A 16,593-nucleotide genomic window follows, 5' to 3' on the forward strand; every position below is an offset into this window, starting at 1 on the left:
CCGTTGACGTAGCGCAGGCCGTCGACCAGCACGAGCGTGCGCTTGGCGCCGAGATAGCGCAGGTCGATCGCCGCCGATCCCGCGCCGACGCCGCCGCCGTCGGGCGGATTGCCGAGGTTGCCCGAATTGTTGAACTTCGAATTGAGGCCGCCCGACGAGGCCGGGATGCGTTGCAGCACGTCCGCGATCGAGGAGAGGCCGGTCTTGGCGATCGCGGCATCGTCGATCGTGACGACCGGGGACGGGTTGTCGAGCGGGTCGCGACGGATGCGCGATCCGGTGACGACGATGTCGCCGGTCTCGGAGGCGGCGGCCGCTTCGGTCGGTGTCTGTTCGGGTGCTGCCTGCGCATCGGCACCAGCGGGAAGGGCGGTCGCGACGATGAGCGCGATGAAGCTGGTACGGTGCGCAAGGAAGTGCCGCATATAGTCCCCTTTTTAAAGCGCTTATGGCGCGCCTGAACGGGGAAGTGGCCAGCGATCGCGGAAACATGCAAGATAGTTGCAATATTCTAAGTCATTGATGGCATTTTCTTTTGGCAGTTGTGGTTAATATGACACAATCAAATGGTGAGCATCGCTGCCCTAACGCCGGGGAACGGCAGTCAGGAAGCACACATCATGCCGCATCAATAGCTTACCTAGCCCGGACACGAACCCGCCGACATGAGCGGCAGACGTTGGCAACCGCGGCGAGCGTGAACAGCGAACCGATGGCGTAGCCGGCAATAACGATCATGGGGGACTCCGATCGCGAAAGTGGTGGCGATCGGTGTAACTTCATACGGTTAATAATCCGGCTACCTTGTCGATAGGTGCACCAAGATCCGCCGCTTTTTCTGCGGTGTCGGCGTGTCGTCCTGCCGTTCGTCACGCTGCGCGGTGGTGCCGGCGGCGCTGGCACATGGCGCACCCGATCCGTTACGGGCGGGACAGGATTCGCATCCCGCCCCGCACCGCCCGACCGTTCAGTTCATGCCACTGCCAGCCGCGCCCTGTTCGCCACGCTCCGCCGCCGCAGCGCGCCGCCGACCACGCCGAAGCCGAGGATCATCATCGCCCAGGTCGCGGGTTCGGGAACCGCCGGCGTCACGATCGGGCTGAACGAGTCGCGGAATTCCCAGCTGACGATGTCGTGCGTGCTGGCCGCAGCCCCGGTCCCCGAGGTGAAGCCGACGAAGGCGGTCGTGGTGCCCAGCACGTCGGCGAGATTCACGTTGTAGCTGAGGTTGGCGAGGATCGGACGGATGCCGTCGGCGGCGTAGCGCACGTCCAGCTTGCCAGTGGTGCCGTCATAATCGACCCACGAAGTGATGTCCTTGCCGCCGTCGAGCTGGAAGGGCAGGTTCTTGTCCAGCACGACCGAACTGAGGTCGCCGCCCAGATCGATGCCGATGTGGTTGTCGCTGAAGCCGTCGCCCGCGCCGTTGTTCCAGGTGTCGAACTCGACGCCCAGGCTGTTGGCGATCCCTTGATAGCCGATGCCCCCGCCCGCGCCGCCGACGTTGTTCGACAGCGTCTGGATTACGAAGACCAGGCCATCGGCGCCGCCGTTGTAGTTGTTGGCGATGTTGAAGGTGAAGCGCGTGCTGAAGCCATAATCGGCGCTCAGCGTGCGCGGCAGCAGGCTGAACGCCGAACCCGCCTGGCCGATGCCCGTCGGGGTCAGCCGCAGGACGTCGCGGCTGCCGTCGCTGGTCTTCTGTGCCGATCCGTTCAGCTTCAGTCCGTCGGTGGTCGAAAAGTCGTTGTACACGATCGATTGCGCCTGCGCGCCGGTCGCCGCGGCCATCAACAGGCCCGCCGCCATCATCATCGTCTTCATGCCACTTCCCCTGTTCTGCGTCATGTCATGCGTTCGGATCGAACGACGTCGATCGCGCGCGGCCCGGCTGCAGCGTCGGGAAACGATCGCGTCGGCATCGCATTCCTCTCCGTTCGATCCCGGCGACGTACACAGTTACGTTGTGGGCAAGCCCACCCGCCGTTCGGGACGACACGTTGTCGCAGCGGCGATGCGGGCCGTCGTCCCGATTTCCGCCAGCAGCCTCCCACCAACCGACAGTAAGGAAGTGCTATTTTACACTATGCTCCGATTTGATACAGGTCGGGCGGGGGGGGGAGACGATGCTGATCGATCGCTGGTCAACGCTTGCGATCCCGCGGCCGGCGCGTTTCGACGTCATGCGTGAGATGCTGATGAAGGGGGCGATCCCGATCCGTCTGGAGCGCGACGGGCTGGATCGCGATGGCGGGTTCATCGCCCATGTCGAGGTGCACGGTTTCGCCGGAGGCGTGGGGATGGTGCGCAATCTGGGGCAGGCGGCATCGGGCGTGCGCGGTGCAGCGGAAATCGCGCGCGGCGCACCCGACTGCCTGTGGGCGATCCGCTACCGCCGGACGTCGGGGCGGATCGCGCTGAACGGGCGCGAGATCGAGGTGCGTCCCGGCGACATCGTTTACGGCGATGGCGGCGTGGAAGTGCTGGCGAGCGGCGGCCCGTTCGTCGACTTCGATCAATGGGTGTTCCCCGCCGGGCTGCTCCGCGACCTGCTGGCACGCCCTGAAGGCGATCCGGTGGGGATCATCCGCCACACCACGCCGCTCGGCCGACTAGCGAGCGATTATCTCGCGCATCTGCCCGACGCGCTTGAAATGGTGTCGCCGGACGATGCCTGTTCGCTGATGCGACACATGGCGATGCTGATCGCGCTTAACCGCGGCCTGTCAGCGGACGCTGGCGAAGTGGCGCAGGCGTCGCTCGCCGACCTGCGACTGCGCGAGATCGTCCGCTACATCGACAAGCATTGCGCCGATCCGCAATTGACCCCGCGATTGATCGCACGGGCGCAGGGGCTGTCGGAGCGCGCGCTCCAGCGGCTGTTCGAGGGAACGGGGAAGAGCTGCGCGCGGGTACTGCTGGAGGCGCGGCTGAACGCGGCGCAGGCATTGCTGCAACGGCGGCCGGCGGGGACGATCGCCGACGTCGCGTTCGCCTGCGGCTTCGACAGCCTGTCGTCCTTCTATCGGAATTTCCGTGCGCACTTCGGCCATGCGCCGGGGGATGTACTGTGAGCGACGCGGCGGAAGTTCCGCGAACACCGACCCGCACGCAAAAAGTCGCCTGAAGGCGCAACGGCTTCGGCGCAATGGCGCCGCACAGCACGCCTAGTCCCAAATCGAATTAATAATTCAAGTTGACATATAAACTGATCCATTCCTAGATTGGCCTTACCAAACAGGCAGGCCAATCAAGTCGCGCATCAGCCGCGAGGTCTGCCCGATACCGGGGGCGCCAGCCCCGAAAAGGGAGGGGAATTCGATGAGGTTCGCTGCACGTCAGCATCGGTCGTTCGGTGCCATGCTACTCGCCGCCACGATGCTGGCCGGTACTCCGGCCGTCGCGCAGCAGGCCGAACCCGCGACCAACCCGCCGACCCCGACCGTGGCGACGCCCGCCAACCCGGATCAGACCACCGCCGCCGATCCGCAGTCGCAGCCGGAGGCGGTGCCGCAGCCAGAGGGCGACATCGTGGTCACCGGCTTCCGTCAGAGCTACGCCGATGCGATCCGTTCGAAGCGCAACGACATCGCGATCACCGACGGCATTTCGTCGGACGGCCTGGGCCGCTTTCCCGACCTCAACGTCGGCGAGGCGTTGCAACGCGTCCCCGGCGTCCAGATCAACCGCGAGGCCGAGGGCCGCAATGCGACGATCAACCTGCGCGGCCTGCCCGGCGAATATGCGCGACTGACGCTCAACGGCGTCGCCTTCGCCGAGCCGATCCTGACCGAAGCCGCCCCGCTCGGCGCGTTCAACGCCGATATCTTCAGCGCGATCGTCATCGACAAGTCGCCGCTCGCCAATGCGCAGTCGGGCGGGCTGTCAGGCAACGTCGACTTGCAGATCGCCCCCGCGCTCAGCCGGAAGGAAGGCGGCTTCACCAAGGCGGCGCTCGAATACAACCAGCTTGGCGACAAATTCGCGCCCGCCGCCACCGTCGGCTACAACCATCTGTTCTCCGACAGCTTCGGCGTGTTCGCGGTGCTGGCGTACAAGAAGGAGAACTTCCGCCGCGATACGGTGCAGTTCAACAGCTATTCCAGCTTCTCCGCCGCCCAGGCGCAGGCCAATGCCAGCACGCTGGGCAGCTATTATGCGAAATCGGCTGCCTGCCCGTCGTGCACCGGCGCCACATCGACGAGCGGCGTCCTCTACAATTCGCAGCTCCGCCAATATTCGCGGCTCAACCCCGGCGACCTCTACACCGGGGCGGCGGGCGCCGAATGGAAGCCCGACGATCGCACCCGCGTCAGCCTGACCGGTTTCTACACCGACCGCCGTCTGCCCAAGACGATGCAATATATCTCGATCATCAGCCAGACCGATGCCAGCTTCCTGACGCCGACCTCCGCGCCGGTGAAGCTGGATGACGGTCGCTATGTCGTCACCGATTACGACTTCACCAACCCCGACGCGCGCGCCTCGACCCGCCGGCTCGGCATCCGCCAGAGCAGTTGGGGGATCAACGGCAAGGCGGAATGGAGCGATGATGCCTGGCGGTTGTCGACCATCCTGACCGCGTCGCGCGCGAACAACCGGTCGGAGGAAACCTCGATCGACTTCGACCGGCTCCAGACCGCTACGGGCAACGGCGGCAGCGGAACGCTGCGCACCGGCGCGGGCGATGTCGGCGACCTGTATTATGCGCTCGCGCCGCAGCCGCTGATCACCAGCGCGGTGCCGACGTGGATCTGGGGCGGCGTGTCCGACCCGACGCAATATTACAACTCCTCGACCGCCTCGGCGCGCACCAACCGTTTCCAGCTCACCGGCACGCAAAGCTATGCCGAGAACCAGTTGCTCGCGTACCAATGGGATGTCGAGCGGACGTTCCAGGACAGCGTCATCAGCGGTATCCAGACCGGCTTCCGCTTCGAGCACAACAAGTTCATCTCGCAGGGCTATCGCACCTCGGGGTTCGGGCTTCAGACGCAGAACATCGACGGTTCGTTCGTGCAGACCGCACCAGTCGCCGACGATTTCTTCGGGGGCAAGCTGGGCACGTACAGCACCAACTGGCAGGCGACGCGCTTCGACTATGCGCTGTCGAAGCTGCTGCCGGTCACGCTCTATCCGGGCGGGGCGCTGTCGCCCGCGGGGTTCAACATCCGCTATAACGACAACAATTACGCGCTCTACAATTTCACCAACCAGACCGATATCGCATCCGGCTATGCGCAGGCGAAATATGCGTTCGACATCGGCGGCATCCGCATCCGCGGCAACGGCGGCCTGCGCTACGAATATGCGCGCAACACGATCGACGCGCTCGACCGCATCTCGCTGACGACGACGATCGGCTCGCCCGCCGATTTCCGCACGAACACCTATCGGCAAAGCTACGGCAAGCTGCTGCCGTCGTTCATCGTCGTCGCCGATTTGACCGACAAGCTGTTGCTGCGCGGTGCGGCCTATCGCACCTATGTCCGCCCGCAGCCGCGCCAGTTCACGCCCTCGACGATCGTCGGCAATCCGATCAACGGCGTCTATTCGTTGACGCTCGGCAACCCCGATCTGAAGCCGTATGAATCGACCTCGTTCGACGCCTCGCTGGAATGGTACAACCGCCCGAACGGCATCATCTCGGTCGCCGCCTTCCAGAAGCGGATCACCGGGCTGATCGCGCAGATCACCGATCCGACCCGTCTGTGCCCCGCCGATGGCGCGGCGCTGGGTCTCGGCAACCTCCGTGTGAACGGCGATCGCTGCGAAAGCGACCAGATCTACACCGGCGGCGCGGTGCCGACGCCGTTCCTCGTCACCGCGGCGGGCTTCGTCAATCAGGACAATCCCGTCACGGTGCGCGGGCTGGAATTCAACCTCCAGCAGTCGCTCGACTTCCTGCCCGGCGCGCTGCGGCATCTGGGCGGCGGCTTCAACTATGCCTTCACCGGGATCAGCGGGAAGACCGCAACCGGCGCGGACGCGACGCTGCCCGGCGTGTCGAAGCATAACGCCAACGTCATCGGCTATTACGAAACCGACGCTGGCGGCATCCGCCTGGTCTACAACATCCGCAGCAAATACGATCTCGCCTCTGCCGGCACCTTCACCGGCGCGGCGCGGCAGGTGAAGGCGCGCGGGCAGCTCGATCTGTCGGCGTCGGCGAACCTCAGCGACACCGTGTCGCTCTCGTTCGACGCCTACAACCTGACCAACGCGATCCGCATCGAATATGAGAACGATCCGCGGCTGATCCGTCGCGCCGATTACGACGGGCGCACCTTCACCGTCACCGCGCGCGCCACTTTCTAGGTCCCTTCCCTGAGGGCGACTGCGGCGCTTCCCGTTCATGGAAGCGCCGCCTTTTTTGCTACGGACCCGCCAACCGACGACATAAGGAATGCGCATGAAGATCAGCACCGGCGTCGCCCTCGGCCTCCTGCTCGCGGCAACCTCGTCGATGGCGGTGTCGGGCGAGGCACCGGGCCTGTTCCGCTACGTCGATCCGCGCGTCGGCAACGGCAATGACGATCAGGGCGATACGGTGCCCGGCCCGACGCGCCCCGCCGGCTCGATCCATCCCAGCCCGCAGACATTGGTGGGCAGCAACGCCGGCTACGACCGCGACGCGCCGCTCAGCGGCTTTGCGCAACTCCACACGCAAGGATCGGGCGGCCGCACCACCTATGGCACCTTCCTGATCTCGCCGCAGACCGGCGCACCGGTCTTCGACGAGGCGCGCCACCTCTCGCCCAAGGCCGACGAGCGCGTCGCGGCCGACGCCTATGCCGTCACGCTGACCCGCTACGGCATCCGCGCCGAGGTGACGCCCGCACCCTATGCCGCGATCTACCGCTTCAGCTATCCCACCGGACAGCCGGCGACGATGGTCTTCGACATCACGCGCAAGATCCGCGGCGAGCTGGCGAGCGCCGGCTCTGACGTGACGATCGATCCGGTACGCGGCCGGATCACCGGACGGGTGCGGACGCGCAATTACTGGAACCCGGCCGAGGTCGATATCTGGTTCGTCGCACAGCTCGATCGCAAGCCGACCCGCTGGGGCATCCATGTCGGTGCGGACGATCGTGACGGTGCGACGCAGGCGAGTGCACCGGGCGATACCCAACTCGCCGGTTGGTGGCAGTTCGACACCAAAGCCGCGACGCCGATCCAATTGAAGGTGGCAATTTCGTTCAGCAGCGCGTCCCGCGCCGCCGAATTGCTCGACGAAGACATCCCCGGCTGGAATTTCGAGGCCGTCCGTCGCGGCACGCAGGCGGCCTGGAACCGCGAACTGGCGCGCGCCACGATCGACGGGGTCGGCGACGCGGAAAAGCGCCGCTTCTACACCGCGCTGTATCACAGCGCCGTGCAACCGCGCGACCGCACCCGCGACCAGCCGCTCGCCGACCGTAAGACCCCGTATTGGGACGATTATTACACGCTGTGGGACACGTACCGCACCGGCTTTCCGCTGATGTCGCTGCTCCGCCCCGGCGTCTACCGCGACAATGTCGCCTCGATCGTGCGGACCTACCGCCGCTTCGGCGCGGCGCATACCGCCTTCATTGCAGGGCGAAATTACCACGTCGGGCAGGGCGGGGACGAGGTCGACGATGTGCTAGGCGAGGCGCTGATCCGCGGCGCGCCCGGCATCGACTGGCGCAGCGCCGCCCCGGTCGCGCTGCATAACGCGTTGAAAGAACGAAGCTCCCGCTATCGCGAGCAAGGCTGGTTCGCGGTCGGCGACGCGAGTCCCGAGCCCGACAACCAACGCGCCCGCTCCGGCTCGTCGACACCCGCCTTCGCGCTCAACGACTTCTACGCCGCGCGCCTCGCCGAGGCCGCGGGCGATACCGCCACGGCCGCGATGCTGCGCGCGCGCGCGCTAAGCTGGCGGAATGTCTGGAATCCGGAGGCGACGAGCGACGGCTATCGCGGTTTCATCATCCCGCGCTACCCGGACGGCCGCTTCCAGCCGCTCGACCCCAAGATCGGCTGGGACGGGAAAAAGTACGAGAACGTCGGCTTTTACGAGGGGACGGCGTGGGTCTATTCCTATGCGATGCTCCACGACGTGCCGGGCATGATCGCCGCGATGCGCGGACGCGCGCTGTTCACCGAACGGCTCCGCCACGCACTCGACGCGGGCCTCATCGACATCACCAACGAACCCAGCTTCGCGACGCCGTGGCTGTTCAGCGACGTCGGCCGTCCCGACCTGTCAAGCTATTGGGCCGACCGCATCTTCCGCCGCTTCACCCCTGACGCCTATCCGGGTGACGAGGACAATGGCGCGATGAGTTCGCACTATGTTTTCAATCGTCTCGGCTTGTTCCCGAAGCTGACCACCGACCTCTATTATCTGCACGCCCCGCACCAGCCGCGCGGCACGATCGCAGCGGCAAACGGCAAGCGCTTCACGATCGTCGCCGACAATTGGCGACCGGGGCGCATCTACATCGCCTCCGCCACGCTGAACGGTCGCCCGCTTCAAACGCCGTTCATCCGCCAGCGCGACATCACTGGCGGCGGCGAACTGCGGCTGATCCTGTCGGACACGCCGACCCGGTGGGGACAGGCGGCACCCGGACCGGCCTGATCCGGCCGGGCGCATCACGCATTGGAGCGGGCGATGCAGGCTCGCCTCAACGCGCCGGCCTCCCGCCGCGACCGCGGAGCTGCGGTCGCGGCGGTGATGGTCAGAAGTCGAAGCGGACCATCGCCGACACCGTGCGGCCGTTGAGCGGCCGGGCCCTCAGGATCCCCGAGGCCGGGATGACGGCTTCGTCGAAGGTGGTGATCGCCAGCGTATCGAACACATTGTTGGCGTTGATGCCCAGCATCACCCGCTCCGTCACGCGCCACTGCGCAAAGGCGTTCGTGGTAACGAAGCCCGGCGTTCTTAGGATGTTGGTATCCTGCGAATAGCTGCCGGTGGTGCCGATGAACACCGCGCCGATGCTGAACCGGTCGGTGCTGATCTGCGGCGTCGCCTGGAAGATCAGCTTCGCCTGATGGCGCGGCGTGTTGCCGACCACCGCCGGGTTCACCGCGTCGCGGGTGATCTCGGCATCGGTATAGGTTGCGCCCGCGCTGAGCGCGAAGGGGCCGCGCCGCACCCCGCCCTCGAATTCCAGACCGATGGCCCGATAGTCGCGCTGGATGATCTGGCTGGTGACGACGTCGACGTTGGTGTCCTGCGCCTTGGCCCAGAAGCCGGTCAGGTTCAGCGTCAGCCCAGCCTGCCGATATTTGACGCCGACCTCCGCCTGCTTGACCGGATCGAACGCCGCGCTTTTGGTCGTCAGGCTGCCGTCGGTGGTGTTGACGATCGGGCTGAACAGGATGCGATCGGCGTTGGCACGCGCGCCGCGGCTGTAGCGCGCGAACACCGCCAGCGGCTCGGCGATGCGGAAGTTGATGCCACTCGAATAGGACAGGTAATGATAGCTGTAGTCGAGTGGGGCGGGGGTGGTCAGCGGGGTGACGCCGACGCGCGTTTCCGGCGACGAGATCACGCCATCGCCGTCGATGTCGCGGGTGACGGTGCCGACACGTCCGCCGCCGAGATCGGAGCCGAACACCTGTCCGCGTGCGGTGCCGACGTCATAGCGGACGCTCGCGCCGATCGCGATGCGGCCGATGTGGTAGTTCGCCGAGGCAAAGGGCGCGTTGACGGCGTAATCGAGATCGACGCTGCGGCGGCGCGTGCCACCGGCGAGCGCGAGGTTGTAGGCATAGACGCCGTTCTGCGTCAGCGCGCGCCCACCCGCCGTCGTCACGTCAACCAGCGCGGCCCGCCCGTCGCCACGCACGTCGGAGATCAGCGTCGACCAGAGCGCGTCGCGGTTGATCGACTGACGCGCGGCATAGAAGCCGGCGGTGGTGGTCAGGTCGCCGTCGCCGATCGTCCAGACGCGGCTGGCGCGAATGTCGTTGGTGACGTTGTCCATCGAGTTGATGCGCAGGTCGAGGATGTTGAGCGCGGCGAGCAGGCCGTTGCCGTTTAGGCTGGCCGGGTCGCTGATGGCCTGACCGGCAAGCGGGCCGTTGGCGTAGGACAGCCGCGCCCCGGCGCCGCCGAGCAAGGCCGCGCCCTGTGTCGCGGGCAGATAGGCCGAGGTGAACGGCGTGACGAACGCGCCCGACACGTCGGAGAAGCGGAACCGCTCGGTGACGGTCCAGCCCGCCAGGTCGATCTGGCTTTCGAGCCCGACCGACTTCACCTTGGTCGTGACACCCTCGGCAAGACCATGGACGACGGGATTGTTGTTGCCGTCGAGCACGAGGTTGCGGCGGATGTAGCGCGACAGCAGCATGTCGCGGTTGGCATCGAAATTGGCGATCTCGCGCACCTTCGGCGCGGCATCGTCGCCGGTCGCGACGACCGGCACGGTGTCGTAGAAGGGTGAGCGATCGTCGAGATACTTGCCGTACAGGCGGATGTAACCGCCGGTGAAGGTCTTGGTGACGTTGAGCTTCAGCTGTCCGCCGCGCTGCGCATCGTATCCGGTGCGGCGCGGGCCTTCGCCCTGCCGGAAGAAACCGCCGATGTGGAAGCGCGCGGTGTCGCCCAGCTTGCCGCCCATGTCGAAATCGGCGCGATATTGTTCATAGTCGAGCCCGCTGGTCAGCGCGATCGCACCGCCCTCGGTGTCGCCGGTCTTCGAGATGAAGTTGATCAGCCCGCCCGGCGAGTTCGACGCGAAGGTCGAGGCCGAGCCGCCGCGGATCACCTCGACTTGCGACAGGTTCAGGTCGGCGCGGATCAGGCTGTCCGGGCCGACGCCCTGAATGTCGCCGAATTCGAGGACCGGTAGCCCGTCCTCCTGCAACTGGACGAACTTGATCCCCGACGAGGCGAGCGGCAGCCCGCGGATCGAGACGCTGGCGAGCGCCTCGCCGGTGGCGGCTTCGGAACGGATGCCGGGAATGTCGCGCAGCAGATCGCCGATCGACCGCGGCGCGAGCTTGGTGAGATCGGCTTCCTTCAGGTTGCTGGTCGAGGTGGCGCTGTCCAGGCGGTCGCGACCCTTGGCGACGCCGGTGGTGACGGTGTCGTCGGCGTTCGCTTTGACCGCTGCGGCATCAACGGACGCGTCGGAAACGGTGGCCGACGACAGCGAAGTCGACGCCATAGCAGCGGCAATGAATAACGATGTCACGAAAACCCCGAGCAATTCAAACGATTTGGTCGGGGCTCGCTAGCTGACAGAGGTTAATGATTCGGTTGCCCTATGCGAAAGCCGCTCAGCCGGCGCGATCCGCGGTCAGCCGCAGCAGGCGTCCGCCGTCCCCGTCTTCCAGCAGCCACAAGGCGCCGTCCGGGCCGGTCATCACCGCGCGGATGCGTGCGCCCATGTCCCAGCGTTCGGCCTCACGGGGCACGTTGCCGTCAAACGCGATGCGGATCAGCGCGGTCGAGGCGAGGCCGCCGATGAACGCCGAGCCGCGCCATTGCGGGAACATGGCGCCGTCATAGAAGGTCAGACCGGCGGGTGCGATGATCGGATCCCAGTAGAGCGCAGGCTGCTGGAAGCGGGTGTTGCCCTTGTGCGACGGGATCGGCGTATCGTCGTAATTCTTGCCATACGACACTAGCGGCCAGCCATAATTGCGACCGGCTTCGATCAGGTTCAGCTCGTCGCCGCCCTGCGGCCCCATCTCGGTTTCCCAAAGCTGCCCCTTCGCATCGAAGGCGAGGCCATAGGGGTTGCGGTGCCCGGTGCTCCACGTCTCGGCGGGGGTGAGGTTGGGCGCGGGCATCGTCGCCGTGCGGACCGGTGCCTTGGCCGCCGCGCCGGTGTTCTCGGGCGGGTCGATGATGCCGATCGTCGTCCCGCCGGTCTTGCCGGCCCCCGGGTTGCCCGGTGCGGGCTTGCCGTCGAGCGTCAGCCGCAGGATCTTGCCCAACGCCTGATCGGGGTCCTGCGCGGGGGTGAAGCGCTGCCGCTCGCCCGAGGTCAGGAACAGGTAGCGCCCGTCCGGCGAGAAGGCGATGTAGCCGCCGAACTGCCCGCCCTTGCCGCGCGGCAGCTGGCGCCAGATCACGGCGAGGTTCTTGAGCGCGGGCCGCGCGCCGCTGGTGTCGAGCGTCGCGCGCGCCAGCGCGAGTCCGTCGCCGCCCTCTCCGGGTTCGGCATAGGTCAGGTAGACCTGGTTGTCCTGCGCGAAGGTCGGCGAGGCCGCGACGAACAGCAGCCCGCCCTGGCCCTCGAAATGGACGGTCGGCACGCCGCCGACCGGCGTCTTCGCCCCCGCGGCGGTCACCAGCCACAACCGGCCGGGCTTCTCGGTCACCAGCATCCGCCGGTCGGGGAGGAAGGCGAGCGCCCAGGGGCTGTCGAAGGTCGCGACGGGGGTGGTCTTGAACGGCTTCACCTTCGCCGGGGTCGACGCGCCGTAATTGACCGGATCGGCGGTGGGTGCCGGTGTCGGGGCGGCCTGCTGCGCAGCCTGCGGCGAACCGCATCCGGCCAGCATCGCGATCATCGCCGTCGGGAATAGTCGAACCACGTGATACCTTCCTGAAAGATAAGCATGTTGTGACGAACGACCCGCCGGCCTGCCAGCATTGTTTCGGTGATCTGGCGCAAGATGGTCAAGGGCCGGATCGTCGGCATCCCACAGACCCGGCGCGAGAAGACCGTGACAGAGCGGCGGCGGGTGCTCTACCCATCGGTCGTCGCGTCCGGACGCGGCCAAGACGATGCCAGAGAGGATCACCGATGCGCCGGCTTTCCCGCTTTCTGCCTCCGTTGCTGCTTGCCGCGATCATCTCCTCCGCCGCAGCCGCGCAGACGGCCCGGCCGGTGCGCGTGACGGTCGATGCGTCGCGCAGCGACGGGACGCTGCCGCCGGTGTGGCGGTTCTTCGGTGCGGACGAGCCGAACTACGCGACGATGAAGGACGGCACGAAGTTGCTGGCCGAACTCGGCAAGCTGAAGCGCGGCGACGTGTACTTCCGCGCGCACAACCTGCTTAACACCGGCGACGGCACCGCCGCGTTCAAATGGGGCAGCACCGACATCTACAACGAGACTCCGGACGGCAAACCCGTCTACAATTGGACGAACGTCGACCGGATCATCGATACGTATCTGGCGCGGGGTATCCGGCCGTACCTGCAACTGGGCTTCATGCCCGAGGCGCTGTCGTCCGCGCCGCAGGGCACGCCGTACCGCCACGATTGGCGACCCGGGTTCGATTACAAGCGCATCATGTCCGGCTGGGCCTATCCGCCGAAGGACTACGACAAATGGCGCGAGCTGATCTTCCAATGGACCCGCCATAACGTCGCGCGGTACGGCCGCGCCGAGGTCGAGCGCTGGTATTTCGAAGTCTGGAACGAGGCGAACGGTTCTTATTGGACCGCATCCCCGGACGACTTCTACAAGCTGCACGATTATGCCGTCGACGGCGTCCGGCGCGCGCTGCCGACTGCACGGGTCGGCGGGCCCGACAGTGCAGGCGCAGGCGGCGCGTTCATGGACGGGTTCCTGAAACACGTCAGCAGCGGGCGGAACTATGCCACCGGGCAGGTCGGGACGCCGACCGACTTCCTCGCCTTCCATGCCAAGGGCAGCCCGACGTTCGTCGACGGGCACGTCCGCATGGGGATCGCCGCGCAGCTGCGCGAGGTCGACCGCGGCTTCACCAAGGCGCTGTCGATCCCGGCGCTGGCGACCAGGCCGGTGGTGATCGGAGAAAGCGATCCCGAGGGCTGCGCGGCCTGTCCGGGGCCGGAGAACGCCTATCGCAACGGCACGATGTATTCGAGCTATACCGCGGCCAGCTTCGCGCGGATCTGGGAGCTGGCGGCGCGGCGCAAGGTGAACCTGGACGGCGTGCTGACCTGGGCGTTCGAGTTCGAGGACCAGCCGTGGTTCGCGGGCTATCGCCAGCTGGCGAGCAACGGCGTCGACCTGCCGGTGCTCAACGTCTTCCGGCTGTTCGCGAAGCTCGGCACCGAGCGGCTGACGGCGACGAGTGACGCCCAGGTGCCGCTCGACAGAATGATCGCCGAGGGCGTCCGCGGGGCGGCGGACGTCGGGACGATCGCGACGCGCACCGCCGACGGCAAGGTGGCGGTGCTGGTCTGGCATTATCACGACGACGACGTTCCGGGCGCGGAGGCCGCGGTGACGCTGGCGGTGCGCGGGGTGCGCGGCGGCGGGCGCGCGACGCTGTGGCGCGTCGATGGCGAAAACGCCAATGCCTTCGCCGCGTGGAAGAAGATGGGCGCGCCGATCGCGCCCGACGACGCGCAATACCTGCAGCTGCAAAAGGCGTCCGTGATGGTGCCGCAGCAAGTGACGATGGCGACGGGCAAGCAGGAAACGACGGCCACGTTCACCCTGCCACGGCAGGGCGTTGCGCTCGTCATGCTGGACAGTCGATAAGCGCGACCGATAAGCGCGACGGCCGCGGGGCTGACCGGTCGAGCAGGTCCGCCCCTGATGCGTCGGCGCCGTCGAGCCGCATCCCGGCGAAGGCGGTGCCGCTAACCGGGCATCATCGAAAAAGGAATGGTGCCCAAGGGCGGGATCGAACCACCGACACTGCGATTTTCAGTCGCATGCTCTACCAACTGAGCTACTTGGGCGCACCGCTTTTCAGCGGCGAGGCGCGTCCCCTAATCGCTGTCGGAGCGGCTGTCCAGCGATTCCGTGTCGATTGTTTCACCCGGCAGGCGATAGCCTTCGCCAAGCCATTGCAGCAGGTCGCGGTCCTTGCAGCCGCGGCTGCAGAAGGGCGCGTGGGCGGGCACCGTCGGGGCGGTGCAGATCGGGCAGCGGGACATGCTCATCCGTCGAATATGGGGGTGCGGCCGGTGCGGCGCACCAGCAGCTCGATCCAGTCGGCGCGGGATTCGAGGCGCGCGCGCACGGGGGCGGGAAGGCGGATCGCGTGGGGGGCGTCGGGGGGCACGCGTTCCAGCTGGCGCAGCGCGGCACGCGCGGCGGCCCCGACCGGGTCGTCGCGAACGCGCTCGGGCAGCGAGGCGCGGGGGCGCGGGCGGACGATCTGGAGAAAGCCGAAGCCGTTGACCGCGGTGCGCTCGAACGGCGGCGGCAGCGCGGCGTCGAGCGCGGCGGCGACCTCCTGACGCAGCGCCTTGCCCGCGATGCTCGGGAAGTCGATGCCGATCGATCCGCCGATCGCGTGGCGACGGATCGCAAGCGCCACCGCGGTGGCGGCGCGCAACGCGAGCTGGTTGAGCGGACCGTCGCCGTCGACGTCGAACAGCGTCATCGCCGGGGTCGGGGTCATGCGCAGCGCACCGCCCGCAAAGGCGATCTCGCCGGTCTGCGCTTCCTCGATCACCTCCGACCAGCCCGCGGCTTCGAGCGCATCCGGCTGATGCGCGCGGAGCGTGCGCACCGGGTACGGCGAGGCGGTGATCCGCGCGAGCAGGTCGGGGCCGGGTGCGGGCGGGGCATCGGTGATGCGTGCGCGTGCGCGCTTGGCGCGGCCGGGTTCGGGGATCGCCTCGCGGATCACCTCGATCGTGGTGGGGGCGCCGAGCGTCACCCCCGCTGGGGCGCGATCAAGCATTACCTCCTGCCCGTCATCGAGCGTCGCGACCAGCTTTTCGGTGAGGCGTGCGCGGGCGACGGTGCCGACGCGCAGAAGCTCGGGCAGTTCGATGCGCGCGGCGAGGATGCGGTCCCCGGCGACCAGCGCGGCGCGCGCCTCGCCGATCCCGTCCTCGTAGAGCCATTCAGCCAAAGGCGACGCCGCTCGCCGCGAGCAAGGCACGGGTCTCGAACAGCGGCAGTCCGATCACGCCCGAATGGCTGCCGTGAAGGAAGCGCACGAACGCCTCGGCACGCCCCTGGATCGCGTAGCCGCCGGCCTTGCCCAGCCCTTCGCCGCACACGACGTAAGCGTTGATCTCGGCAGGAGAGAGCGGCTTGAAGGCGACGATCGTGTCGGCGAGCCGGACACGCTCGGTGCCGTCGGGCGCAATCGCGCAGACCGCCGACAGCGCATGGTGGCGACGCCCGGAGAGCAGCCCCAGCAATTCGCGCTGGATCGCCTCGTCGATGGCGGGGGGCAGGATGCGGCGGCCGACCGCGATCGTGGTGTCGCCGGCCAGCACCGCTTCGTCGGCGGCGCGCGGGACCGCGCGCGCCTTTTCGACCGCGAGGCGCAGCGCATAGGCGCGCGGCAGTTCGCGCGGGTGCGGCGTCTCGTCGATCTCGGGCGCGACGATCCGGTCGGGGACGACACCGATCCGCGCGAGCAGGTCGAGACGACGCGGCGAGGAGGATGCGAGGACGAGGCGGGTCATGATCGCGCGCCCAGTTGCGGGCGCGAGAAGATGATTAGGACGGGCCGGGACCACCGCGACCCGGCATGAAGCGGTAGGTGATCCGCCCCTTGGTCAGATCATAGGGAGTCAGTTCCACCAGGACTTCGTCGCCGACCAGCACGCGGATACGGTTCTTGCGCATCTTCCCGGCGGTGTGGCCGAGGATTTCGTGATCGTTCTCGAGCCGGACGCGGATCATCGCATTGGGGAGCAGTTCCACCACCTGCCCGCGCATCTCGAGGAGTTCTTCTTTCGCCAAACGG

Annotated in this window: 12 protein-coding genes and 1 tRNA gene; 4 read left to right on the forward strand and 9 right to left on the reverse strand. The window is 67.2% G+C overall.

Translation table 11 applies throughout. The features are described 5' to 3' along the window. Together AADI75_RS14240 and AADI75_RS14245 are read right to left on the reverse strand one after the other, a co-directional pair. The coding region (locus AADI75_RS14240) for a TonB-dependent receptor plug domain-containing protein (protein WP_341209667.1) at positions 1-425 on the reverse strand (425 nt) is incomplete at its 3' end. A gap of 547 nt (positions 426-972) precedes the next feature. After that, entirely contained in the window at positions 973-1,824 is an 852-nt protein-coding gene (locus tag AADI75_RS14245) for a PEPxxWA-CTERM sorting domain-containing protein (RefSeq protein ID WP_341209668.1), read from the reverse strand. A gap of 302 nt (positions 1,825-2,126) precedes the next feature. On the opposite strand from AADI75_RS14245, the gene AADI75_RS14250 reads away from it, so the two are divergent. The 3 genes from AADI75_RS14250 (at position 2,127) to AADI75_RS14260 (ending at position 8,611) form a co-directional block, all read left to right on the forward strand. Next, entirely contained in the window at positions 2,127-3,074 is a 948-nt protein-coding gene (locus AADI75_RS14250; RefSeq protein WP_341209669.1) for an AraC family transcriptional regulator, read from the forward strand. 247 nt (positions 3,075-3,321) lie between these two features. Continuing rightward, on the forward strand, positions 3,322-6,318 hold the full coding sequence (locus AADI75_RS14255) for a TonB-dependent receptor (RefSeq protein ID WP_341209670.1): 2,997 nt from the start codon (positions 3,322-3,324) through the stop codon (positions 6,316-6,318). Positions 6,319-6,412: 94 nt separating this feature from the next. Next, the gene (locus AADI75_RS14260; RefSeq protein WP_341209671.1) at positions 6,413-8,611 is read left to right on the forward strand and encodes a GH92 family glycosyl hydrolase; all 2,199 of its coding nucleotides are present in this window, start codon (positions 6,413-6,415) and stop codon (positions 8,609-8,611) included. A gap of 100 nt (positions 8,612-8,711) precedes the next feature. Here AADI75_RS14260 and AADI75_RS14265 read toward each other — a convergent pair whose 3' ends face one another. Both AADI75_RS14265 and AADI75_RS14270 read right to left on the reverse strand, forming a co-directional pair. Beyond that, entirely contained in the window at positions 8,712-11,150 is a 2,439-nt protein-coding gene (locus tag AADI75_RS14265; protein WP_341209672.1) for a TonB-dependent receptor, read from the reverse strand. Between the two features lie 112 nt (positions 11,151-11,262). Further along, a complete protein-coding gene (locus AADI75_RS14270) occupies positions 11,263-12,528 on the reverse strand; it encodes a PQQ-dependent sugar dehydrogenase (protein WP_341209673.1) in 1,266 nt (421 codons plus the stop codon). A 212-nt stretch (positions 12,529-12,740) separates the two neighbouring features. Between AADI75_RS14270 and AADI75_RS14275 the strand changes: the two genes are divergently transcribed. Continuing rightward, on the forward strand, positions 12,741-14,414 hold the full coding sequence (locus tag AADI75_RS14275) for a beta-xylosidase (protein ID WP_341209674.1): 1,674 nt from the start codon (positions 12,741-12,743) through the stop codon (positions 14,412-14,414). A 127-nt stretch (positions 14,415-14,541) separates the two neighbouring features. On the opposite strand, the gene AADI75_RS14280 is transcribed toward AADI75_RS14275, so the two are convergent. The 5 genes from AADI75_RS14280 to infA form a co-directional block, all read right to left on the reverse strand. Next, positions 14,542-14,617: transfer RNA gene (locus AADI75_RS14280), tRNA-Phe, on the reverse strand. Positions 14,618-14,647: 30 nt separating this feature from the next. After that, positions 14,648-14,821 carry a DNA gyrase inhibitor YacG gene (yacG, locus tag AADI75_RS14285; protein WP_341209675.1) on the reverse strand — a complete coding sequence of 58 codons (174 nt, stop codon included), beginning with the start codon at positions 14,819-14,821 and terminating at the stop codon, positions 14,648-14,650. After that, positions 14,818-15,744: a ribonuclease gene (locus tag AADI75_RS14290; RefSeq protein ID WP_341209676.1), complete on the reverse strand. Its 927-nt coding sequence runs from the start codon at positions 15,742-15,744 to the stop codon at positions 14,818-14,820. The genes yacG and AADI75_RS14290 overlap by 4 nt, the downstream gene beginning before the upstream one ends. Next, a complete protein-coding gene (locus AADI75_RS14295; protein ID WP_341209677.1) occupies positions 15,737-16,309 on the reverse strand; it encodes a nucleoside triphosphate pyrophosphatase in 573 nt (190 codons plus the stop codon). Before AADI75_RS14295 ends, AADI75_RS14290 begins: the two co-directional genes overlap by 8 nt. A gap of 34 nt (positions 16,310-16,343) precedes the next feature. Then, positions 16,344-16,589: a translation initiation factor IF-1 gene (infA, locus tag AADI75_RS14300; protein ID WP_341209678.1), complete on the reverse strand. Its 246-nt coding sequence runs from the start codon at positions 16,587-16,589 to the stop codon at positions 16,344-16,346. Positions 16,590-16,593 lie beyond the last annotated feature (4 nt).

This window comes from uncultured Sphingomonas sp., assembly GCF_964021865.1.
Classification (GTDB): domain Bacteria; phylum Pseudomonadota; class Alphaproteobacteria; order Sphingomonadales; family Sphingomonadaceae; genus Sphingomonas.

Bases quoted from the DNA above. Each gene is read 5' to 3' on its own strand.
- yacG (WP_341209675.1), bottom strand. From the start codon at position 14,821: ATGAGCATGTCCCGCTGCCCGATCTGCACCGCCCCGACGGTGCCCGCC.
- AADI75_RS14245 (WP_341209668.1), bottom strand. From the start codon at position 1,824: ATGAAGACGATGATGATGGCGGCGGGCCTGTTGATGGCCGCGGCGACC.
- AADI75_RS14295 (WP_341209677.1), bottom strand. From the start codon at position 16,309: ATGACCCGCCTCGTCCTCGCATCCTCCTCGCCGCGTCGTCTCGACCTG.
- AADI75_RS14260 (WP_341209671.1), top strand. From the start codon at position 6,413: ATGAAGATCAGCACCGGCGTCGCCCTCGGCCTCCTGCTCGCGGCAACC.
- AADI75_RS14275 (WP_341209674.1), top strand. From the start codon at position 12,741: ATGCGCCGGCTTTCCCGCTTTCTGCCTCCGTTGCTGCTTGCCGCGATC.
- AADI75_RS14265 (WP_341209672.1), bottom strand. From the start codon at position 11,150: ATGGCGTCGACTTCGCTGTCGTCGGCCACCGTTTCCGACGCGTCCGTT.
- AADI75_RS14250 (WP_341209669.1), top strand. From the start codon at position 2,127: ATGCTGATCGATCGCTGGTCAACGCTTGCGATCCCGCGGCCGGCGCGT.
- AADI75_RS14255 (WP_341209670.1), top strand. From the start codon at position 3,322: ATGAGGTTCGCTGCACGTCAGCATCGGTCGTTCGGTGCCATGCTACTC.